This is a genomic window from Peristeroidobacter agariperforans, assembly GCF_004138335.1.
GTDB lineage: Bacteria > Pseudomonadota > Gammaproteobacteria > Steroidobacterales > Steroidobacteraceae > Steroidobacter > Steroidobacter agariperforans.
This window is the reverse complement of sequence record NZ_RYFW01000001.1, coordinates 2,768,881-2,791,530: the sequence shown is the minus strand read 5'-3', so window position 1 is coordinate 2,791,530 and position 22,650 is coordinate 2,768,881. Positions and strand designations below refer to the sequence as shown.

Here is a 22,650-nt window from a genome sequence, read left to right as displayed (position 1 = left end):
CTCGACACAAGTCACGCCTTTTGGCGAGCGTATCGAAAGGACCTTGGCCGCTTTCGATCCTTGGATCATTCAGCGCCTCGGCGTCAGCATGCTGTTCGGATTCGTTGGCGCGACGACGGTGCTGGTCGCGCTCGTCGCCGACGCACCTGCCTCACGCTGTGCCGCCGGACCCGAGTCGGTCGCCACCCAGTCCAGAATATCGATGTAGCCGCGGATGTTCTCCACGAAGCGCACCGGCTCCCAGCCTCTCGCATAGCCGCGCTTCACTCGCGAATACCATTTCTCCTGCGTCAGCAGCGGCAAATGCTCGCGCACGTCGTTCCATGCATCCGGATTCTTGCCGTGCATCTGCGTCAGGATGCGCGCATCTTCGAGATGGCCGACGCCGACGTTATAGGCGGCCAGCGTAAACCAGGTTCGATCCGGCTCCAGGATTCGCTTGGGAATCTGGTCGCGCAGCCAGGCGAAATATTTCGCCCCTCCGAAAATACTGTCGCGCGGATCCAATCGATCGTCGATGTTCAGTGACTGCGCGGTTTCTTCGGTGAGCATCATCAAACCGCGCACGCCGGTGTGAGAAGTCGCGGCCGGATCCCAATGTGACTCCTGATAACCCACAGCCGCCAGCAGCCGCCAATCGATACCGACCTCGCCAGCCGCCTCCTTGAACCAGTGACGGTACTGCGGCAAGCGCGATTCGATATGTTCCATGAACACGCGCGCCTGGATGTAGTCGAACCGGTCCGTCGCTCCATAATAAGTATCGAGAATGGAAGCGAGCCGCCCTTCGGCGCGCGCGGATGAGAAGAACGCGGTGACGCGCTTGAGCAAAGTCGAATCGCGCGAATCGACGGCCCACGCCAGCGCCTTGCCCCCGGACAAATCGAAGGCGATCCGAATTTCAGGATGGAACGCGCGACCGATGGCGAATTCGTTCGAATCCGCGACCGTGTAATCGAACTCGCGCCGGGACAATCGATACAACAACTCTTCCGTTTCGACGGCGGGATTCTCGACCCACGACAGATTGGCGTAGTGAACGCGAAGTTGTTCGAGCGTGGCGGCGTGCGCGGTCCCGGCGACGACTTCGATGTGACCGTCGTAGGTTTGGTCGAGCCGTCGCGGTCGCGGATCGCCTTGCCGGAAAATCAGATGCTCGCGCACCTGCTGATAGGGCGGACCGAAGCCCGTTTGCGGCGGCAAGCGCAGGCCACGCGTCAGACCGGCCGCGGCGATGTGAGCCCGGCGTGACTCGAGCTCGCGCATCGCGTCGGCGACGTTGGGCACGGAATAGATGAAGAGCTTGACGCCCAGCTCGGCGGCAAAGCGCGCGGCCAGATCGAATTCGGGCCCCTGCGGACCATCCGCGCCGAGGTAATAGGCGCTCGGCAGGTTGCGGGTCACGACGCGCAGCTCCCCACTGCGCAATATCTGCTCCATGACGCTCGGCGGCTGGGAACACGTGCCCAGCAGCAGCATCGCGATGATGGCGAGGGTGATCTTCAACCCCGCTCCTTAATGGCAACCCGCAAGGCCCGGCATTGGACCCGAAAGCGGCCTCCGGGGCAATGTCGGCAGCTCCTGCACGTCCATGTGCCCGCTGCATCAGGGCCTCCCTGCCCAAGTCAGCTCCTGCACGTCCATGTGCCCGCTGCATCAGGGCCTCCCTGCCCAAGTCAGCTGGCTACTGTGAGCGAAGTCCCCAATCCCTCGATGAGGGTTTCCCCGCGTGCGTCCCGTGGCAGACTCAGCTCATGCAAACACTCGAAGATCTGGCCCGGGCGCTGGCCAGCGGCGCCCTGCGTGCCCGGCAACTCGTCGACGAAGCGCTCGACCGGATCGCCGATCCGGACGGCGAAGGCTCGCGCGCCTTCATGACCGTCGCTTCGCAAACCGCCCGAGCCCAGGCGGACGAGGTGGACCGGAAGCGAGCGGCCGGGGTAGCCCTGCCCGAGTTCGCCGGCATTCCGATCGCGATCAAAGATCTGTTCGATGTGGCCGGTGAGGTCACCCGCGCCGGCTCTCGCATTCTGGCGAACGAGCCACCGGCGCTGCGCGATGCTCCCGTCATCGCTCGACTGCGCGCCGCCGGTTTCATATTTATCGGTCGCAATACCATGACCGAGTTTGCGTTCTCCGGCTTGGGACTGAATCCCCACTACGGCACACCCGCGAGTCCGTTCGATCGCGCCACCGGCCGAATTCCAGGCGGCTCTACGTCGGGCGGCGCGGTCGCGGTTGCGGACGGCATGGCGGCGGCGAGCTTGGGCACGGACACCGGCGGCTCGTGTCGAATTCCCGCCGCGTTCTGCGGCATCGTCGGTTTCAAACCGACAGCACATCGAGTGCCGCGCGATGGCGTAACACCGCTGGCGCATTCGCTGGATTCGATTGGACCGCTCGCAAACAGCGTTTCTTGCTGTGTGACGCTCGATGCCCTCGTGAGAGGAGTCACGCCGCGACCAGTCGCTTCTGCTTCGCTTAGTGATATTCGACTGCTGCTGCCAACATCCCTCGCGCTGAATGATCTGGACGAACATGTGACCAAAGCGTTCGAACGCGGTGTCGATGAGCTGGCGCGTGCGGGCGTTTCGATTTCGCAGCAGCCGTTGCCCGAGCTGATGCGCATTCCAGAGATAAACTCACGGGGCGGGATCGCGACGGCCGAAGCTTATGCGTGGCATCGACCGCTCCTCGAACGCTTCCGCGATCGATACGACCCGCGAGTCGCGAACCGGATTCTCAAAGCCGCCGACTTCACCGACCAATACGTGCGCGAGATGCACGATGCCCGAGCGGAAGTCATTGCCGGTTTCGAGCGAGCCGCCGGCGACGTGGATGCCCTGGTGTTGCCGACCACGCCGATCATTCCGCCGCCGTTCGCAGCTTTTGCGCACGATGCTGACTATGCGCGGCTGAATGTGCTCGTACTTCGCAACCCATCGCTGGCAAACTTCCTCGATGGTTGTGCGATCTCTCTGCCGATCCATCGCCAAGGCGAGCCGCCCGTCGGCTTGATGCTGATCGGACGGCGCGGGACCGATGAACGTCTACTGGCCATCGCGCAAGGCATCGAGGGCGCCCTCGATCGGCGGCGACTCTGCTAAGGTTGAGCTCACTACACATAGGACAGGGGCGTCGGCATGAGATCTATCAGCTGGACGGTCACATTGGCAATGTTTGCACTGGCCGGCTGCGGTTCCGATGTGCCCCCTGCGCCTCCCCCTGACGCGGCCGCCGCCGCACAACAAGCCACAGCATTCGTCGAAGCCATCAAGCCACGGCGTGAAGGCAGGCCCGTCATCGCCGTCGTTGCGCGGAACGAAGGCACTGAAACCACGGACTTTCTGCTGACTCATGCAGTCCTACAGCGCGCCGGCATCGCCGATGTGCACGCCGTCGCCGTGCGCTCCGGCCGCGTCTCGTTATATCCAGCGTTTGAGATCGAAGTCGCTCAAGACCTCGCCAGCTTCGACCAGGCCTATCCCAACGGCGCCGACTACGTGATCGTGCCGGCCATGAACGAGCCGAGGATGGATGCAACCAACGGCGGCGCGATCCTGACCTGGCTGAAACAACAATCGGAGCGCGGCGCACGCATCATTGGCGTCTGCGTCGGCGGGCTCGTCGTGGGAAACGCCGGGCTGCTGGATGATCGTCGCTTCACGACGCACTGGTATTACCTCGACGAATTGCGCGAGAACCATCCGACAGCCGTGTATGTTCCTCATCAGCGATATGTGATCGAGGACAACATTGCCACCACCACCGGCATCACTGCTTCGGTGCCAACGATGCTCTCGCTGGTCGAAGCGATCGGCGGACGCGAGAAAGCACAGGCGCTCGCGACCGAGTTCGGCGTGGAGTCATGGACACCCGTGCACGACAGCTCGCTCTTCGGCCTCAACTTCTCACGCGGGCTGAGCTTTATCCTCAACAAGATGGCGTTCTGGCGCGACGAACCGATGCGCGTCGATGTCGCGAACGGCATGGACGACATCACCCTCGCGTTCACCGCCGACGCCTGGTCTCGCACCGGCCATATCACAGTACAGGCCGCCGCACCGGCGCCGGTGCAACTTCGCAGCGGCATCACCCTCCTCCCGAGCGCCGCCACCACTGATGATGCCGCTGCCCTGCCGCTCGCTCCCGAGCTCAAGCCGATGGAACAACTCGACCGCACGCTCTGCGAGATCGGCTCGCGCTTCGGCACGTCGCGCCGGGAGTGGGTGATGATGGAGCTGGAATATCCCGGCCAGCCGGCGTGCGACGCAAAGCTCTGAAGCTCAATCCAACGTCGTTCGCAAATCCAGCAGCGCCTGATCGAACCGATCGACGCGAATGAACCCTAGGCGGGGAAACTCGAGATCCAGGATCAAATAGATGGACGAGCTCAAGATGGCCGCGAACGCCACCACGTGCAGCCGGCTTTGCGAGGCCGCCTTGGCCATGCTGAAGCCGGCTAACAACGAACTCACCAACACCAGCAATCCCAGCATCAGATAGACCGCGAGCGGCGGATGCTGGCGGGTTGCCAGTATTCGCGTTTGTGCGATATCGAACATCGAATTGACGGCGGGCACGATGCTTGCCACCAATGCCAATTGGGTCTCGGCCTTCAGTGCCGCAGACATGCGGGACCACAACGCGGCCTGCGCATCCTGCGTTCGCTGCAGAGCCTCCCGCACCGCCGATTCATCCGTTACGTTTGCGTAAGTTGCGATGCGCGCGTCGACGTACTGGCGCATCAGCACTCTCAGGTCGTCACGAGCATCAGGTTGCAGCAGATCGAGCCGGAGGTAGGCCGTTCCGATCGCGTTGACTTCTTCCACGATGAGATCGCGTCGATGGTCGAACCGCGCCGCGGCGCCTGTGAACGTGAATGCGAGCAATAGCCCCATCAAGCCGAACACAGCGCCGTCCACGGCGCCCAGCCCAGCGCCGGCGTCGGCATCGCGCAACCGTTCACGCCCGATATGCCAACCGACTCGGAGACAGACGAGCGTGCCGATGAAGAGCGCCAGCGCGAACAGCGCGGATTGCAGAACTAGCATGCGCGCCTGTTGGAGCCGTTGGACTTGGTCATGACTGGTCACGCGCAACGGAGTTGAGGCGAGTAAATGCTCCGGTCGGCTGTCCGAGCATCGTCGCCACGGGCACAGCTTGTGCCTGCATTCCTTAGCTGTGCCCATTGCGCGTATGTGCGCTATCACATCGCCATTCCAGACTGACAATTCAACAGCAGGAGTTCCCCATGGCATACGCCGGCAGCACGGCCCGCTACACCTTCGAGCGCGGCTTTCCCACGCTCGACACCGTGAAACAAGCCTATGACGATGCGGATCTCGAGCGCGCGATTCAGGCCTACAAGTTTTTCTATCCGACCGTCTCGGGTGCGGCCATCGTTCGAGGCAATGAGCAGATCGGCATCGTCACCAACAAGGTCTTTGGCATTCTCGACTGCGCGCCCGAGCAGTTGGTTTACACGGCGAACTCGGATACGCCCTACGGTCCGCTGCTGCTCGATCTGAGCATCGGCCCGCTGGTGGTCGAGCTGGCGCCCGGACCGTTGATCGTTTGCTCCATGGACGTGAACCAACGCTGGGTCGCGGACATGGGTTTGCCGGGCCCCGATGCCGGCAATGGCGGCAAACATTTGCTGATCGGGCCGGACTACGACGGCGCCGTGCCCGCAAGCGGCTACTACGTGCACCGTGCGAGCAGCAATCGCCAGATCGTCGGCGTGCGCTCGCTGCCCGTCGAAGGCGACGTGAAAGGGGCGAAGGAACGAATCAAGACAGTAAAGGTATATCCACTGAATTCGACAACGCCGTGGCAGCAGCCGCAGTGGCTCGATGTCACCGGCAAGACGCAGGACACCACGCCGCTCGATTGGGAAGACAACATCCAATTCTGGGAAGTGCTGCACCAGACGCTCGACACCGAGCCCCTGTTCGAGGGCTATCACAACGAATATGGCGAGCTCGCCGCGCTCGGCATCGAAAAAGGCAAACCGTTCAAGCCCGACGGACGCATGAAATCGATTCTCGAGGAGGCGGCGCGCACGGCCAACTCGCAGATGCGCGTGCAGGCGTTCGGGGATCGTCGGCCGGACCGGCTGCCGTGGCCGGATCGCAAATGGCAGTGGGTGAGCTTGCGTTACGAGGATGGCGACTTCAACACGCACGACCGGCTGGACCTCGAGGCCCGTGAGAAATGGTTCTATCAAGCGATCGGCGCCTCGCCCGCGATGTTTCGACGGGACCCGCAAGCCGGTTCGTTATATTGGCTGGCTCAGAGCGATCAGGCTGGCGCCTATCTCGATGGCGGCAGCACGTACAAACTCAGCGTTCCTCTGCCGGTCCCTGGCAAGCTGTTCTGGTCGGTCACCGTCTACGATACGGACACTCGCTCACAGATCCAGACCGAGCAGCAGAAAGCCGCGCTGCGCTCGCTGTTCGAGCTGACGGACGCTACAGGGAAAAGCGTAGATCTTTATTTCGGTCCGAACGCACCCAAGGGTCAGGAAAAACGCTGGATCAAGACCCTGCCCGGCAAAGGCTGGTTCGCCTATTTCCGCATCTACGGCCCGCAGCGAGCCGCATTCGACGGCACGTGGCGACCAGGCGACTTCGAAAAAGCGCGCTGAGCAAGTCGACGAACCCGTACCGCTTAGATCGTTCCGGACTGAGCACATTCGCCCCGCCGGCCGGGATGCGAATTACTGCTCGTGCGGAATCAAATAAGTGCGCGGCAGCTCATGTTTCCGCAGGTCGGTCGCGATTAAGGTAGCGCCCCTTTCGAAATCCACCTGTAGAGCTGTCATGAAGTCACATTTCATTTTGATTACTGCGATCCTGGCCGCGACGGCGGGCTTCGGCGTTTCCAGCAATGCGATTGCGGATTCGTCTGATGCCCGGGCGAGTGCAACGCTGGGCGATCACCCTGCCGTGGTCGTCGCGCGCACTCAGGCCAAGCGCGGCATCGATCCGAACACATTCATCGTCGCGCATCCAGCCCGCCTGCAGCTGCTCGCTGCTTCGCCGACTGCCAAGGCTTCGACGCAGACCGCGAGCGCGGGTCGCTAACGGTTCATTCGTTCCGCAGCGATGTGATGGGCCGCGCTCGCGCCATGAGCAGCGAATGGCCCAGCACAGTCGCGATCGCCACACTGACGATGAGCACGCAGGCGCCGGCGAACATCCAGGGCTCGAGGTCGATCCGATCTTCGAAGCCCTCGAGCCAGCGCCTCATCAGCGGCAAGGCAATCAAGCAGCCGATGATGCCGGCAGCGGCAGCGAGCTTGGTGAACTGCCACAGGATCAAACGCACGATCGCCGACGTGCCGGCGCCAAAGGCCTTGCGAACGCCGATCTCCAGGCGCCGTTCCTCCGCGGCCGAGGACGCAAGCCCCAGCAAGCCGACAATCGCCAGACTCACCGCGAGCACCGCGAATGCACCGAAGATCCAGCGCTGCCGGACGATCGAGCGGTGCATGAACTCGATGGACTCACTGAGAAACTGACGGTTGATCGGTCTTGGGTCGCCGAGGCGCCGCCACAGATCGTCGATCCGATCGAGCGTCTCCGGCAGCTGCTCGCCCTGGAGGCGCACACACAACAGTTGAGCGCGGGATGGTTCCGCCACGTACACCGTCGAGTACATGGGCTCGGCGAAACGTCCGAGGCGAAAGTCATCCACGACGCCGATGATTTCCATCGGCGAACCCGAGCCGGGGAAAGGATCGCGCCCGATCGCAGCCTCGGCGGACTCGAATCCGAACTCACGCACCGCTGTAGCACTGATGACAACCCGTCGCAGCGCCGTCGAATCGCCGTCGGTGATATCGCCGGGCTGATCGGCCCGAAAGAAACGACCGGCGAGCGGACGAAAGCCAAAGAGCTCGAGAAAGCCCGCATCGATTCGCGCCACTTCGAACGACCGCCGCGTACCGTCTGCCCGTTTAGCGGCCGCATTGTTAGTCACAACGTTGATCGGCGCCGACTGCGTGCACGCCGCGCCGACGACGCCCGGCAGCATGCGCAACTCATCGACGAAGGCCCGCCGGCAGGTGGCATGATGGATGAGCAGCATGTGCTCGCCGTCGAAGCGCTGTGTCTTTTTCAGCAAATGATCGATCTGCTGGCCGGCGACGATGACCGAGACGACGAGCGAGGCCAGCATTGCAAACTGGAAGATCACCAGCGCCTGACGCACTCCCCGGCTCTGCCCGGTACGACTGCGGCCGCCATTGAGGATCGACGCGGGATTCAAGCGTGACAGCAGCACTGCCGGATAAAAGCCGGACAGCAGCGCAGCAAGTAAGGTGATTACCACGACCGCCCCTACCAGCGTCGGGTTTCGCCAATACTCAAAGGTCATCGGCACATCCAGCAAAGTGCGAGCCACAGGCAGCGCCAGCTCGCACAACGACAAAGCAATCAGCATACCGACTGCACTCAAGATCAACGCTTCACCCATGAACTGCGCGACCAGGCTGCCACGACCGGCGCCGGCGGCTTTGCGCACACCCACCTCAGTACTGCGATGGATGGATCGCGCGGTGGTGAGATTGACGAAGTTCATGCACGAGATCAGCAGCACGAGCCCGGCAAGCAAAGGCATCGCATACACCACTGCTTGCCGATCCCGCGAGTAGACCAGTTGGTCGAGCGGAACAGCCCGCAGCTGCACCTTTACCGAGGATCCTTTGAGACCGTAGCGGCTCACTCCGGCATTGAGCTGCTCTATCGTCACCGCTGGCTCGGTGCGCACGAAGCTGAAAGTGCTCCATTCGCCGCGCGCCAGACTCATGGGAGAATGTGCAGCGCTCCCGGCGCCGAACATTCCGATGACGCCATCGCCGGTGATGCGAGTGTTTGCCGGAAGATCTTCGAGCACCGCGCGCACCACCATCGGATGCTTGCGATCGATCTCGAGCGTCTTGCCTACGGCATCCTCGGTACCGAAATATTTGCGCGCCAACGTTCGAGTCAGCACCACCGAGTCCGGCCGGTCGAGCGCGTGCTGCAAATCTCCCGAATATACGGGCATCGGCAAAACGCGAAACAAGTTGCTATCGGCCCAACCTATTTCCTCGAAGCCCTCGACGTCGCCATGTCGCACGACCGGACGCCGTTTCGCGATACGCGTCGCTTCAATCACGCCGTGCACGTTCGCTTCGGTCCAGGGCGCAACGTCCAGCGGCGTCGTCTCCAGATCGAGGGGCGCCAGGCCGGGCAACGTATAAGACAGCGAAATGCCATAGACCTGCCGATGGCCGGCGATCCAGCGATTATAGGAATGCAGGTGATCGAGATAGGCCACGGCCAGAAAGGTGGCCGCGAGCCCTACGGCAATACAGGCAATGCTCACCATGGCGTAGAAGCGATTGCGCCTCAGATTGCGCAGCGCCGCGGCCAGGAAGTTACGAAGCATGCGTGCGACCTACGCGGCCAGCAACGTCTCGCTCACCACCCGCCCATCGAGAAATTTGATCGTGCGCTTTGCATGAGCGGCGTGCGCAAGCGAGTGCGTCACCATCACCACCGTCGTGCCGGCCTGGTTGATCTCACCGAGCATGGTCATCACCTCCGCGCCATTCTCCGTATCGAGATTGCCGGTGGGCTCGTCGGCGAGAATCAATTTGGGATTTGCTACCAGAGCGCGCGCAATCGCCACGCGCTGCTGCTGACCTCCGGAAAGCTGATGCGGCAGATGCCTCGCGCGATGACTCAGCCCCACACGATCGAGCGCAGCCGCAATTCGCTTGACGCGCTCGCCGCGGCTCATGCCCTGATACAGCAAGGACACTTCGACGTTCTCGGTGACGTTCAGATCGTCGATGAGGTTGAAGCTTTGAAACACAAAGCCGATGCCGCTCCGGCGTCGCTGCGTCAGCTGCTTCTCCGAGTGACGCGCCACTTCCTCGCCGAAGAACCAATACGAGCCGCTGGTGGGACTGTCGAGCAGCCCGAGAATATTCAACAGCGAGGATTTGCCGCAGCCCGACGGCCCCATGATGGCGACGAACTCGCCGGCCTGGATCTCCAACGACACATCGCTCAAGGCGCGTGTTTCCACTTCGTCCGTGCGATACGTCTTGCAAACGTTGTCCAGCTTCAGCATGCGTGCTCCTACTACGCCGACACCTACCGCACCAGCTCGATGCGATCGATGCGTGCGAAACCGCTGTAATTTGAAGTGATGACCTGTTCGCCAGCGACCAGGCCGCTCAGGATCTCGATCTGCTCGGCATTGCGCCTGCCGGTTTTGATCCGTCGCCGCTGCGCCTCGCCGAGCTCGCCGTCGAGCACGAAGACCCAATCGCCTCCGGTCTCCGCGAGGAAGGCGCCGGCGGGCAACACCAATGCGGGCGTGTCGTTGCCGAGCGCCAGTTTGCCTTGCAGCCCCTGTCCCGCGAGCAAACCACGCGGCGGCTCCCCCTCGAATGCCAATTCAACTTTGAACGTCCCCTCCGTGACCTGCGGAAGGACGCGCTTCACTCGTACGGTCACCTGCTGCTCATCGAACTCGATCGTCCCCGTCTGATCGACGCGCAGCCGGCCGAGATAATACTCGTCGATGTCTGCAGAGAGCTTGTAGCCAGTGTCCGGCGTGATTTCGCCCAAGCGAGCACCACGCGCCGGATTCTCGCCGACCTTCAAATCGATTGCCGTCATCAGTCCGTCCACTGGCGCACGCACCGTGAGCTGATCCAATTTGTGCCGAGTGATTTCGATGTCCTGCTGCAATTTGCTCAGTTGCGCAGCGATCTGCGGCAGCTGCTGGACGCGCAGTTGATTCTGCTGCTCGTTGCTACGGGCCTGCAAAGGCCGCAGCTTGCGCATGAAGCCGAGCTCGTCGCTCACCGTATCGCTGGCCTCCCGCGGGAGCATGCCGCTGTTCGTCAACGCCTGCCGTCGTTCCAGGGCGCGCGTCAGCCTCGCGATATCGTAATCGATTGATGCAAGCGCCTTGTCGTTGCTCAGCCGGTTCTGTTCCAGCTGGGTCTGATACGCCTGCAGCTGGGTGATCGATTCCACCAGCCGCGCCTCACGATCCAGCACATCCAGCTCGAGCTGCGTATTGGTCAGCTCCACCAATGGCTGCCCGGCGGTCACAACATCTCCTGGTTCCACCAGCACGCGCTCGACACGCCCGCCCTCCAACGCGTCCAAATAGATTACGTCACGCGGCACGACCTTGCTTCGCAGGGGTACGAAGTCGCGAAACATATCCTGCGCTACCGTCGAGATCTCCACATTGACCGCGGGCACCCGCAGAGTCCGCTGCGCCCCGCCGAACCAAGCGCTCAGCATGAATGCAACGAGCACACCGGCCGCGGGAATCGCGATGAGCCGTAGGGTCCTCGGTTTGCGCCACCAAGGCCGCACGATCGCAATATCCATCGCCGCCGTCATGCCAACCTCCGCGCTCAGTGTACGAAACCCACACCGGAGTACAAACATTCGGCTGAACAACGATTTGTGTTGCTTTCGCGCGGCTCGGGCCGGCCCAGGGTGTCCGGAATCGGACAACCGCGGGCCGCTTGTCGAGGCCGCATGCGACGGACTACGCTTCGTGCATGAACAACGATGGCATCGTGCTGATCGTCGAGGACGATGTAGATGTATTGCGAGCCGCACGGCTGGCTTTGCAGCCCCATGTGCAGCGTATCGAGACCGCCACGTCTGCCGACGGGCTACGCGACACTTTGACTGCCACACCCTACGACGCCGTTCTGCTCGATATGAATTTCACTCGAGGCGCGCGCAATGGCGCTGAGGGACTGGATGCATTGGCGATCATCCGGGAAGCCGACCCGACCCTGGCGGTCGTGCTAATGACGGCCTACGGCGGCGTAGCACTGGCGGTCGATTCGCTCAAGCGCGGCGCCGCCGATTTCGTCCTCAAGCCCTGGCGCAACGAAGCTCTGGTCGAAGCCGTGCTCGGGGGGATGGATCTCACCCGCTCCCGACGTGGCAGCGAAGCGCGGGATCTCGAAACCATCGAACGCCAGGCGATCGAAAAGGCGCTGGCTCGCCATGCCGGCAATATTTCTCTCACCGCCTCGGCACTGGGCCTGAGTCGCCCGGCACTGTATCGACGCATGTCGAAGCATGGACTCTAGAGCGACGCGCTCGAGCGGTCTCGCGTTCGGCCTGGCGGCTCGTGCGATCGCTATCGGCGGGCTGACCTGGCTCGCTGCGTTTCTCCTGATGCGGACACAGTTCTACGCGACCCTGACGATCGTCATCGCCGTGCTGCTGCTGATCAGCTTCGAGTTCGTGCGCGCAGTGAAACGGAGTGTCGATGCGCCCGCCGGCGTTTCCACCGAGAGAAGCGACAGCCATGCACAGCACCGGCGGGTCGAATATTTGCAAACACTGCTCGATACCGTCGCCGCGGCACTGATCATCGTCGATTCGAATGGCGGCATTCGACGCTTGAATCGCGCGGCCCACAGCTTGCTCCGGGGAACCGCCACCCACCTGCGCGACATTGCGGAATTCGACGCCGCCGCCGTGCAGACGTTGCTGTCGCTCGTACCTGGAGCACGACAGATCGTGCAGTTCACCGATGGTCGGCATCTGTTGTGCACGGCTGCACAATTCTCGGCGCCGGGCTCCGCACCCGAACGGCTGATTTCTCTGCAACGTGTCGCCGGCGAGCTCGATGCGGTCGAGGTGAAGGCGTGGCAAGACATGGCGCGCGTGATCGCGCATGAAATGATGAACTCGCTGACGCCCATCGCCTCGCTCTCGGAAAGTCTCGAGACGCAACTTCGAGATCAGACCACCGCTGGCACGAGCGATGTGGCGAAATCGATCGACGCGATCCGACGCCGCAGCCTCGGCCTGATGAGCTTCATCGAGCGCTACCGACGCGTGGCCGACCTGCCGCCGCCGGTGATTGAACCCATCTCCGCCGCAACCTTGATCGATGACATCCGCAAGCTCGTGAACGCCGAGGCCGAGCGGCACAACATTCGATTGCTCACCCGAGTGGCGCCACCCGACGCCACCTTCCCGGCCGATGCCGCACTGTTGGAACACTCCATCCTCAACCTGCTGCAAAACGCTCTGGAAGCGACCGAACACACTACCGATGCGAAGGTGATGCTGGAGTGCACGGTGGAAGCCAGCCAGGTCACCATCACCGTCACCGACAATGGCCTCGGCTTGCCTCAGCGCGAGCGCGACCGGATTCTTTTGCCCTTCTATTCCACGAAGCCCGAGGGCTCGGGCATCGGCCTCGCCCTGGTCCGCCAAGTGGCGCTAGCGCACCAGGGAAGACTGGAGATCCGAAGCAACGAGCCTCGCGGAGCGATCGTGTGCATCGTGCTGCCGATGCCGTCGAGCTGACCTGGGGCCGAAAAAAGCCGCTGCGGCAAGGCCGCAGCGGCACAGGTTTCCAACTCTCGCAGGAGATGTATTGGAAATTCTCAGATCGGCGGGGATTACTGGAATGAATACCTGAGCCCCACGCCGAAAGCGCGGCCGATCGCGCCCTGCTGGTGGAACACCGGGTTGTAGTTCAAGCCGCCATACGTGTACGGATCAAACGGCGGTTTCTCATCGAGCAGATTCTTGACGCTCGCGTTGAACTCCCACGCCTTGCCGTACAGATAAGTGGCGCGCAGATCGACGGTCGTGAACGAATCGACTTTGCAGTTGTTGGGAACCGTGCCGTCGGGGTTGTAGACGCCGCAGACTTTTCCGTTCGGATCGGCCACTACATAGGCGCCTTCGCCAGTGGTCGTCACATACGTGCCGTCTTCGTTATCGACCAGCGTCTCGCCCTTGTGATCGATCATCTCCATGCTGCTGACGTAGCTGACGGCGCCGGTGATAGACAAATCGCCGTAGTCCCACGTGATTTGCAGACGCCCGCGATCCGCTGGCGTGCCGCCGGCCGCGCTCAGCACATATGGCCCGTGCGTGCCGGCGTATTCGAGCGTGCGTCCGCCGGCATCGCGCTCGAAGTTCAGTACGTGCGTCCACACGAGCGCCGCCGTCAGTGCACCAGCGCCGCCGAGCTCGAAGCGCTGGCGCACGTCGAAGTCGAGGCCGTCGGTGACGGTTTGGTTCGCGTTGACGTAAGGCGCCGAGATCGTCGCGAGATCGCCGAACTCGTCGTAATAGAGCACCGAGTTCGGCAACAGACCCGGTAGCTGAGAGTTCGGCTCGCCATTGGTGGGCAGGTCGCCGACGACGAGCGCCTGATCCGCTGAGACGATTTCGTTCTCGCGATCGATTCGATAGTAGTCGACGGACAGACTCGTCCCTTGCAGCGGCTCATAAACGACGCCCAGCGTGTATGCCTTCGCTTCCTCGGGTTGCAGATCCGGATTGCCGATGGTGAGGATGCCGATGTTCGTGAACCCGAAAGATGCGCTGTTGCCGCTCTCGGCCGGGCCGGGTGCGCGAAAGGCTTCCTGATACGTGCCGCGCACGAGCAGCTGCGACACCGGCTTCAACGTCACCCCGAGCTTCGGCGTGGTCGATGAACCATAGTCATCGTAGTGGTCGTAGCGCAACGCCGCGTTGAGTCCGAGCCAGGAAGTTACCGGCGCATCGACTTCGGCATACCCTGCGTACACCTTGCGCTCTTTCGAATACGCCGAATAGCCGAGTCCGACGATGTCGCCAACGTCGGTGAAGGGCAGCGGCGGAGTGTCGACTTCCTCGCGACGCCATTCGCTGCCGAACGCCACGCCGAGCGCGCCGCCCGGCAGATCGAGCAGCGAGCCCGAAATGCGCGCATCCATCATCAACACCGAGCTCGTCGGCTCGCGCTCGAGCGTGGGTGATATCGCGCCGAGCAGCGCCTTCGAGTTGAGCGAGGGATCGATGCGGAATTCGCCGGAGTTGATTGCCGCCTGCAGCAACGAATGACGCACGTAACCGGTGCGCGTATCGGTCAGTTTGCTGTCGATGTAGCCGGCGCCGACGTCCCACTCCCACGCCTCGCTCAACTCGCCCTTGAGTCCCACGATGCCGCGGAACACTTCGGACTCCGTCTCGCCGTTGCGGCCGCCGAGACGCGTTGTCAGCAGACTCAGTGTGCGATTCACGCCCGTCGGATTGTCAGGATGTGCGGCGGGCAGCGTCGTGGTGTGGACGACCGGGCTGGCCGGATCCGCGGGGTTGAACACGCCGCTGTCGTTCACACTGCCAGGCGTGCCGATAGCCGTCACGCGCGAAGTGAAGTATCCGAGCTCGGCATAGCCTTCGAGCGAATCGCTGAAGCGTACGCTGCCTCGCGCGAGTGCGTTCAAGCGCTCGACCTCCGGTGCGATCTGGATGTAGTCGATCGTATCGAACACGCACATGCCGGTAGCGCTCGAAGTCTCGGGGCACGGCAGCAGGTTGATACGTTGCTCGAGGGTGCCGCCGGGAACACGGACCGAACCGTACGGCGTAGTGCCGCTGAACGCCGGAACGCCGGGTGAGAAATTACCGAAGCCGGCCGCCGGAGCGCCGTTGCGATTGTCGAAAAAGCCGAAACGGCGCAGATCGTGCGTCCCGAGGAAGCCGCCGCGATCGCCTTGCGCGATCTCACCTTCCCGCAGTCCCTCGACCGCGAAATATGTGCTGTAACGATCGCCGGTCGCGCCGCCCATGACCGAAAGCCGATAGCTTTCGCCATCGCCTCGTTGCGTGATGCCGCTCTCGCCGGAGATCGCGAGGCCGTCGAACTTCTCGCGCAGGATGATGTTCACGACGCCGGCAACGGCGTCAGACCCATAGATCGCCGAGCCGCCGTCCTTGAGCACTTCGATGCGCTCGACGGCATCGAACGGAATCGAGTTCAGGTCGACGAACGTGCGGACGCCGTCGTCGGCCAGTCCATAGGACGCCATGCGCCGACCGTTGAGGAGCACCAGCGTCGAGTTCACGCCCAGTCCGCGCAGGGAAATTGCAGAAGAGCCGACGGCGAAGCCGCCAGTCGCCGCCGTCGGAATCGAGCCCTGGTTGTCCGCCTGAATCACGGTTCGGACGACATCCGCGATGTTCGTCGCGCCCGTGCGCTCGATGTCCGCGCGGTCGACAATCTGCACTGGCGAGGCCGTTTCGTCATTGACGCGTCGGATGCGCGAGCCGGTGACGACGATCTCCTGCATCGATGGGTCCTGCGCGTGCACAGGTGTCGTAGTCGCGGCGCCGGCGCCAGCTAGCAACGCGCACTGAATCGCGAGTATCAGCGGACGAGATTTTGTATACATGCTGCTCCCCTATTTGCGTGGCTGATACACAGGTCAGCGCAAGTGGAGCGCAAATCGGCTCATGCAAATTTTTTTGTTCCTGCATGAGCCGATTTGTCCATGATTTGCGCTTACGTCGGGCCGGCGATCGGCGCCGAGCACCCTCGGGCGCGTCCGTGGCATACTTTCAACGGCTCACTTCTGGCTGGATGCCCGATGCCCACTTCCGCACTCAGCGTGACTCAATTGCTCGCGCACTGGCGCGGCGGCGACGCCGCCGCACTCTCGCAGTTGATGACGCTGCTCTATCAGGAACTGCGCTCTATGGCGCATGAGCATGTACGCCGCGAGCGGCGCGATCACACGCTGCAGGGGACTGCGCTCGTGAACGAAGCGTTCGTGCGGCTGATCAACCTGGAATCGGTGAGCGTGAAAGACCGTGCGCATTTCTTCGCCGTCGCGTCCACAGTCATGCGCCGCATTCTCGTCGACTACGCACGCGCGCGCCTGAGCGCAAAGCGTGGCGGGGAAGCGCAACGGATCTCGAGCGATGCAATCGAAGACGCGAGGCACTCGCAACGCCCGCATGACGAAGCGCAGCCATCCGCAGCTGACGATGACGTGCCGCTGATCGATGCGCGCGCAAGCGAGGAGATCAGCGCACTGGACGATCTGTTGTCACGGCTTGCGATCCTCGACGAGCGCCAGGCACGAGTCGTGGAAATGCGTTACTTCGGCGGTCTCACCGTAGAACAGACTGCCCAAGCGCTGAGCATTTCCGAAGCTACGGTCAAGCGCGAATGGGTGGCGGCTCGCGCGTGGCTGCGGCGCGAACTGGCGCGCGCAGAGCAATGACACCCGATCGCTGGAGTCGTGTGAAAGATCTGCTGTGCGAGGCGCTCGAGCAGGAGCAGCACGCGCGCGAAGCATGGCTTGAACAGGCCTGCGCGGATGATGAAGAACTCCATCGCGAGCTACGCTCGCTGATCGCGGCACACGAAGGACCACCGAGCTTCATCGACTCCCCTGCGATCGAACATGCGCCACTCGCATCACTGGCGCCGCTGGTGCGACCGCAGTGGATCGGACGGACCGTCGGGCGCTATCGCATTCTGGAGGAGATCGGCCGAGGCGGCATGAGCGTCGTATTCCGCGCGGCGCGCAGCGAAGAACAGTTCGAACACGAAGTCGCCATCAAGCTGCTCCACCCGAGCCACGATAACGACATTCTCATGCGACGCTTTCGCGCCGAGCGCCAGATGCTCGCGCGCCTGAGCCACCCGAACATCGCTCATCTTCTGGATGGTGGGACAACCGAGGAAGGCGTGCCCTATCTCGTGATGGAGTACGTCCGCGGCGAGCCTGTCGATGTGTATTGCAAGCGCCGCCAACTCGATCTCGCCGCGCGATTGCGGCTGTTTCACACGCTGTGCGACGCCGTGCATTACGTGCATCGCCACCTCATGGTTCACGGCGACCTCAAGTGCAGCAACGTGCTGGTAAACGAGGACGGCGTCGTCAAGCTGCTCGACTTCGGCATCGCTCGCTTGCTCGATCCGACAGACGGCTACGCGCACGCACACACCACGCGAACGGTGGCGCTCACGCCGGAATCCGCCAGTCCCGAGCAGATCCGCGGCGAGCCGCTGACCACCGCAAGCGACGTCTACGCGCTCGGCGTGCTGCTGTATCGATTGTTGACCGGCGAGCCCGTGTATCGACCGCTCTCCCACGCCTACTACGATGTGGCGCGCCTCATCTGCGAACGGACGCCACGCCGTCCGAGCATCGTCGTTCAAGAAGTCGCGAATGCGCCCGCCACGACCGCACAGCTGCGCGGCGATCTCGACACCATCATTCTCAAAGCGCTGGAGAAGGACCCCGAGCGTCGTTACGCCTCGGTGGAACAGCTGTCACAGGATATTGCCTGGCATCTGAGCGGCTTTCCGGTCCTCGCCGCACCCGACAGCGTCCGCTATCGACTGCGCAAGTTCGTCGGGCGCAATCGCACGCTCGCAGCCGCCGCAGTGATGCTCACGCTCTCGCTGATCGCAGGCATCGTCGCGACCGCCTGGCAGGCGCACCGTGCCGAACGCGAGCGTCAGCGCGCCGAGCGTCACTTCGATGACGTACGCAGCCTTGCGCAGACGTTCATGGTGGACGTGCACGATTCCATCACTTCGCTGCCCGGAACGTTGCCGGCGCGCGAAAGGATCATCAGTCACTCGCTGCGCTACCTCGACGCGCTCGCGCAGGAGAACACCAGCGATCCGGAAGTGAAACGCGATCTGGCGCGGGCCTACGAGCGCGTCGGCGACTTGCAGAGCGACTTCCTCGCCTCGAATCTACAGAACAATGAAACCGCGCTCGCCAGCTATCGCAAGTCATCGGAGCTGCTCACTTCGCTATGGGAGCAGGGAGCACGCGACCATGCACTGCTGCGCGAACGACTGGTGGTGAACCTCAAGCTCGCGCAGTACAGCCAGTCCAATCGGTTGATGGATGATGCCTCACGCTATGCGTCCGAAGCGCTGGCGCTCGCCAGCGCACTGACGAAGCAAGCTGGCGCAACTGCAGATGATTCTCGCCTGCTAGCGAACGTATATGTCGTGCAAGGCGCGCTGCGAGCGATGACCGGCGCGCTCGATGAAGGCATCGAACAAATAAATCGCGGCGTGAGCATGTTCGAACAAATCATCAGGGACGGCGATACGGGCGTCAAAGTTCGCCGCAATCTTGCGGGCGCCCACAGCCGCAGCGGCGACCTGTTGGCGAACATCGGCGGCCAGTATGAGCCGGCCTATGCTTTCCATGTGCGCGCGCTGGAGATCTACGAATCGCTGTCGCGCGATCATCCGCTCGATGCCGAGTTGCGCAAGGAGGCGGCGTACGTGCTGATGGATGTCGGCGAAGCGGCGGCGCATACCGGTCGCGCGCAGGAGGGTTTGCGCAAGCGGCAGGAGGCCGTCGATCGTCTGCGCGCGCTGTCGGATGCGGATCCTGAACGTGAAGAGCTGCGCTTCACGCTCGGGTGGGCACTGGGAGACCTCGCCGATTCGTTGAACGATCACCACCGCACCGCAGATGCCGCTCGCCGTCTCCAGGAAGCCCAATCGCTGCTCCGCGCCCTTTCGGGTGCGCGCGCCGATCGTCTCAACACCACACAGTTCCTCATCGCGATGAACGATATGAAACTTGGCCAGTTGCTGATATCGCAGGCCGACGACGCGAGCGGCGCTCGAGAGAAAACTCTGCTGCGCGAGGCGTGTTCGTTGTTGAACAAATCGGAGCAGGTGTTCGTCGCTGCGAACAGCGATGCAGTGCTCGCCGCCGAAGCTGCTCAGCACCTGCGATCGGTGCAAACGGCGTTACAAAGGTGCGCGAGCACGCCATTGGAGCGAGTCACATCCGCAAGCTCCAGCTCGATTCCGTAGCACAGCAGGGAATGAAGAGGCAAATCGGTGCAATGGATATGCGTCGCACCCAGGCCCCTAGCTTTCGGCGTCATCCCATACTGAAAAACTGAAAGCCCCGCCGTAACAAAACTCAGTGAATTCATCGAATGTACCCGCCAACAGCTCGACGGATCGTGCTGCGACAATCGCCGCGAGGTGCGGCGATGCCTTTGCTGCCTCGAGCGCACGCGCCCACGCCACGGCGTCTTGCTCATCCACCAGCTTATGATCCTGCGAGCCGCCCGGCCGGTAGTTGCGGCGGGCCGCCACTTGCACGCCGCTGTTGGCCGGCCTGACGTAAGTGGTTCCGGCGGGCTGCCAACCGAACGCGTGACCGATCTCCCATAGCAGCTCCCAGATCGGCAGCGGGCAGGAGAATCGGTTCCGTCCCTTGGGAACCCGCGCCTCTCGAAACATTTCCACTCTTGGGTTCAAGTGCGGATCCAAATGAGTTGGCATAGACCGGCGTTGCGGCCTCTGGCAAAACCTGCAGCCGCAGAGCAGGGTTCCATATGAGACAACCCGCCGCAAATCGCACTACACAGATAGCCCTGAAAACCCACGATCGCGAATCGTGGGTCGACCTAGCCGGGCCTTGATCGATTCGGCGCGGGCGTTCCGCGTCTGACCGTTTCCGCGAGCGGTGGTTTCGTCCCGGTTTCCTCGGCGCCATCCTCGTCCTGGTCCGTTTCGACCTGATCTGCCTCCGTGCCTCGTCCTGGGCACCAGCAAGGAGTGACCTTGCCTTCCTTGCGGCGCGCTTCTAGGCCAGGCGCGCCCTTCGACGCACTAGTAACAGCAAAATCAGCCCCGCAGCGCCGATGATCAACGGCATCGGCCTGCGACCGAGCTCGGTGCACATCGACGCCCAGTTCGCTGCCACACGTAACCGAGTTTGTTGGCCGCGATCGAACCGTTGGTCACTTGCACGCGGCGTCTGTGGTGATTGCATGCGGGCTCTCCTGTGGTGATGTGCTCGCCCGCGAACAACTAAGTTCAGGAACACTTCGCAAACGTTATTCGCCAGAAATGGTTCCCGGAAGGGTTCCGGTAGCTCACTCGCACAGGATCTTATTGGCCGCTGGAAAGTTATCGAAACACCCTTCCAACGGATCTAGCCATGATCGGCATGCATGTTCCTAAAGTCGTCTTCAAGACGCGCGTTCGCGACGCAACCATGGACGCCTCGAACCCCTACCGATGGCAAGATCTCCCCAGCGAGGTAGTCTTCGCGGGCAAGCGCGTCGCCGTATTCTCCCTACCCGGCGCGTTCACTCCAGTGTGCTCTACCCGCCAATGCCCCGCGTACGAAGAACTCCATGACGAACTGCGCGCTCTCGGCCTCGATGAGGTGTACTGCGTCAGCGTCAATGACGCATTCGTGATGTTCCAGTGGGCGAAGCATCTATCGATCACCAAGACGCGTTTGCTGCCGGACGGTTCGGGTCATTTCACCCGCCGCATGGGCATGCTGGTCAACAAGGAGCACCTCGGCTTCGGATATCGCAGCTGGCGCTACTCGATGGTGGTGGCCGATTCGGTGATCGAGCAGTTCTTTTGCGAACCGGGCATCAATGACACGGGAAGCGACGACGATCCCTACACCGTGACCTCACCTGAGGTCATGATCGAGTACCTGCGGTCGCGGGCCTGACCTTTCGCCGCCCTACTGCACTCGACTGCACTCGGCGCATATGTACGCTAGCGCACCGAGCCGCGCTCAGCACCGGCGCATCCTCACCACACTGGCAAGAATCTGAGGATCAAGGCATGGGCCGCGACGAGATGGCGTATCGGCGAGCGGGCGAAAACGAGCAGGTGCACACGGGCACACTGAAGGTCGTCCTCGTAGCCCATCAGACTGCGTCGACGAAGCGCGCGCTCTGGCAGCTCGCGAACACTTTGGTGCCGTATTTTCTCTTGTGGTATGCGATGTACTGGGCAATGGCAGTGTCTTTGTGGCTCACCGTTCCCCTTGCAGTCCTGTCCGGCGCGCTCCTCGTGCGCATCTTCATCATCTTTCATGACTGCTCGCATGGCTCTTATCTCCGCTCCCGACGTGCGAACGATATCGTCGGATGCATCACCGGCGCGTTGACCTTCAGCCCGTACCAGCACTGGCGCTGGGAGCACGCCATCCATCACGGCACTGCCGGCAATCTCGACAGACGCGGAACCGGAGACATATGGACCATGACGGTTGAGGAATATCTCAGCGCGTCGCGCTGGCGACGGTTGCACTACCGGCTGGTGCGCAATCCGCTGGTGCTGTTCGTGCTGGCTCCCTTGTTCGTCTTCGTGTTCAAGCAGCGCTTCGCGTCGGCGAAGGCCGAGCTGCGACAACGCCGATCCGTACGGCGGTTGAATGTGACGCTCCTGGCCAGCACGATCCTGCTGAGCTGGATATACGGTGTGGCCTCATATCTGCTGATTCAGTCGATCGCGATGACCATTGCCGGCGCAACCGGCCTGTGGCTGTTCTATGTCCAGCATCAGTTCAAGGGGGTGTACTGGGAACGCAACGACAAGTGGAGTTACACGGCAGCGGCGCTGCGTGGCAGCTCCTACTACAAGCTGCCGAAAGTACTGCAGTGGATCTCAGGAAACATCGGCTTTCATCATATCCACCATCTCAGCCCGCGTATTCCCAACTACAACTTGCAGAAGTGCCATGACAGCGACCCGCGGTTCTCAGAGGCGACATCGATCTCGCTGCGCTCCAGTCTGCAATCCCTGAAATTCCGCTTCTGGGATGAGCAAGGCAAAGAGCTCGTCGGCTTTGCACACCTGCGCAAGCTCGAGACGGAGCGGCGCGCGAACCTTGCAAGATCTGATCGCACCATCGCCCGCTATGTCGAGCTTGGCCTGGAGCGCTCGCCACATGGCTGAACCCCTGCACTCGCCCGTGCGACCATCGCAACCATGAGATGTCCCTCGGCGAAGAAATGCACAGACTCGGCCCGCGACCGCGGCCAGGCAGAGTGA

The 22,650-nt window shown here is 62.5% G+C and carries 17 protein-coding genes; 10 read left to right on the top strand and 7 right to left on the bottom strand.

Going from position 1 to position 22,650, the window contains the following annotated elements; translation table 11 throughout:
• Window positions 1-69: 69 nt before the first annotated feature.
• Window positions 70-1,506, bottom strand: a complete 1,437-nt coding sequence (mltF, locus tag EK373_RS12175; protein WP_129642907.1) for a membrane-bound lytic murein transglycosylase MltF — start codon at window positions 1,504-1,506, stop codon at window positions 70-72.
• Between the two features lie 248 nt (window positions 1,507-1,754).
• On the opposite strand from mltF, the gene EK373_RS12170 reads away from it, so the two are divergent.
• Both EK373_RS12170 and EK373_RS12165 read left to right on the top strand, forming a co-directional pair.
• The gene (locus EK373_RS12170; protein WP_129642906.1) at window positions 1,755-3,107 is read left to right on the top strand and encodes an amidase; all 1,353 of its coding nucleotides are present in this window, start codon (window positions 1,755-1,757) and stop codon (window positions 3,105-3,107) included.
• A gap of 36 nt (window positions 3,108-3,143) precedes the next feature.
• Window positions 3,144-4,283, top strand: a complete 1,140-nt coding sequence (locus EK373_RS12165) for a DJ-1/PfpI family protein (protein ID WP_129642905.1) — start codon at window positions 3,144-3,146, stop codon at window positions 4,281-4,283.
• A 3-nt stretch (window positions 4,284-4,286) separates the two neighbouring features.
• Here EK373_RS12165 and EK373_RS12160 read toward each other — a convergent pair whose 3' ends face one another.
• Window positions 4,287-5,054, bottom strand: a complete 768-nt coding sequence (locus tag EK373_RS12160; RefSeq protein ID WP_129642904.1) for a bestrophin-like domain — start codon at window positions 5,052-5,054, stop codon at window positions 4,287-4,289.
• Window positions 5,055-5,254: 200 nt separating this feature from the next.
• On the opposite strand from EK373_RS12160, the gene EK373_RS12155 reads away from it, so the two are divergent.
• Window positions 5,255-6,649: a DUF1254 domain-containing protein gene (locus EK373_RS12155; RefSeq protein WP_129642903.1), complete on the top strand. Its 1,395-nt coding sequence runs from the start codon at window positions 5,255-5,257 to the stop codon at window positions 6,647-6,649.
• A 175-nt stretch (window positions 6,650-6,824) separates the two neighbouring features.
• Entirely contained in the window at window positions 6,825-7,088 is a 264-nt protein-coding gene (locus EK373_RS12150) for a hypothetical protein (protein WP_129642902.1), read from the top strand.
• 4 nt (window positions 7,089-7,092) lie between these two features.
• Here the strand turns inward: EK373_RS12150 and EK373_RS12145 are convergent, their stop codons facing one another.
• From EK373_RS12145 to EK373_RS12135, 3 genes are read right to left on the bottom strand one after another with little or no spacing between them, the layout of a single operon-like run.
• A complete protein-coding gene (locus EK373_RS12145; RefSeq protein WP_129642901.1) occupies window positions 7,093-9,438 on the bottom strand; it encodes an FtsX-like permease family protein in 2,346 nt (781 codons plus the stop codon).
• A gap of 9 nt (window positions 9,439-9,447) precedes the next feature.
• Entirely contained in the window at window positions 9,448-10,128 is a 681-nt protein-coding gene (locus EK373_RS12140) for an ABC transporter ATP-binding protein (protein WP_129642900.1), read from the bottom strand.
• A gap of 23 nt (window positions 10,129-10,151) precedes the next feature.
• Window positions 10,152-11,423 (bottom strand): efflux RND transporter periplasmic adaptor subunit, encoded by a 1,272-nt coding sequence (locus tag EK373_RS12135; protein WP_157994336.1) that lies wholly within the window; start codon window positions 11,421-11,423, stop codon window positions 10,152-10,154.
• A gap of 164 nt (window positions 11,424-11,587) precedes the next feature.
• Between EK373_RS12135 and EK373_RS12130 the strand changes: the two genes are divergently transcribed.
• Entirely contained in the window at window positions 11,588-12,133 is a 546-nt protein-coding gene (locus tag EK373_RS12130) for a response regulator (RefSeq protein WP_129642898.1), read from the top strand.
• The gene (locus tag EK373_RS12125) at window positions 12,123-13,367 is read left to right on the top strand and encodes a sensor histidine kinase (RefSeq protein WP_129642897.1); all 1,245 of its coding nucleotides are present in this window, start codon (window positions 12,123-12,125) and stop codon (window positions 13,365-13,367) included. Before EK373_RS12130 ends, EK373_RS12125 begins: the two co-directional genes overlap by 11 nt.
• A 95-nt stretch (window positions 13,368-13,462) precedes the next feature.
• On the opposite strand, the gene EK373_RS12120 is transcribed toward EK373_RS12125, so the two are convergent.
• The gene (locus tag EK373_RS12120) at window positions 13,463-16,231 is read right to left on the bottom strand and encodes a TonB-dependent receptor (protein ID WP_232831077.1); all 2,769 of its coding nucleotides are present in this window, start codon (window positions 16,229-16,231) and stop codon (window positions 13,463-13,465) included.
• 195 nt (window positions 16,232-16,426) lie between these two features.
• Between EK373_RS12120 and EK373_RS12115 the strand changes: the two genes are divergently transcribed.
• Window positions 16,427-17,065, top strand: a complete 639-nt coding sequence (locus EK373_RS12115) for a sigma-70 family RNA polymerase sigma factor (RefSeq protein ID WP_129642896.1) — start codon at window positions 16,427-16,429, stop codon at window positions 17,063-17,065.
• Complete coding sequence (locus tag EK373_RS12110) at window positions 17,062-19,644, top strand: serine/threonine-protein kinase (protein WP_157994335.1); 2,583 nt, start codon at window positions 17,062-17,064, stop codon at window positions 19,642-19,644. Before EK373_RS12115 ends, EK373_RS12110 begins: the two co-directional genes overlap by 4 nt.
• Window positions 19,645-19,701: 57 nt before the next feature.
• Here the strand turns inward: EK373_RS12110 and EK373_RS12105 are convergent, their stop codons facing one another.
• A complete protein-coding gene (locus EK373_RS12105; RefSeq protein ID WP_129642894.1) occupies window positions 19,702-20,100 on the bottom strand; it encodes a hypothetical protein in 399 nt (132 codons plus the stop codon).
• A 685-nt stretch (window positions 20,101-20,785) separates the two neighbouring features.
• Here EK373_RS12105 and EK373_RS12100 point away from each other — a divergent pair.
• Together EK373_RS12100 and EK373_RS12095 are read left to right on the top strand one after the other, a co-directional pair.
• Window positions 20,786-21,319 carry a peroxiredoxin gene (locus EK373_RS12100; RefSeq protein WP_129642893.1) on the top strand — a complete coding sequence of 178 codons (534 nt, stop codon included), beginning with the start codon at window positions 20,786-20,788 and terminating at the stop codon, window positions 21,317-21,319.
• A 116-nt stretch (window positions 21,320-21,435) separates the two neighbouring features.
• On the top strand, window positions 21,436-22,554 hold the full coding sequence (locus EK373_RS12095) for a fatty acid desaturase (protein ID WP_198683236.1): 1,119 nt from the start codon (window positions 21,436-21,438) through the stop codon (window positions 22,552-22,554).
• Window positions 22,555-22,650: the final 96 nt, after the last annotated feature.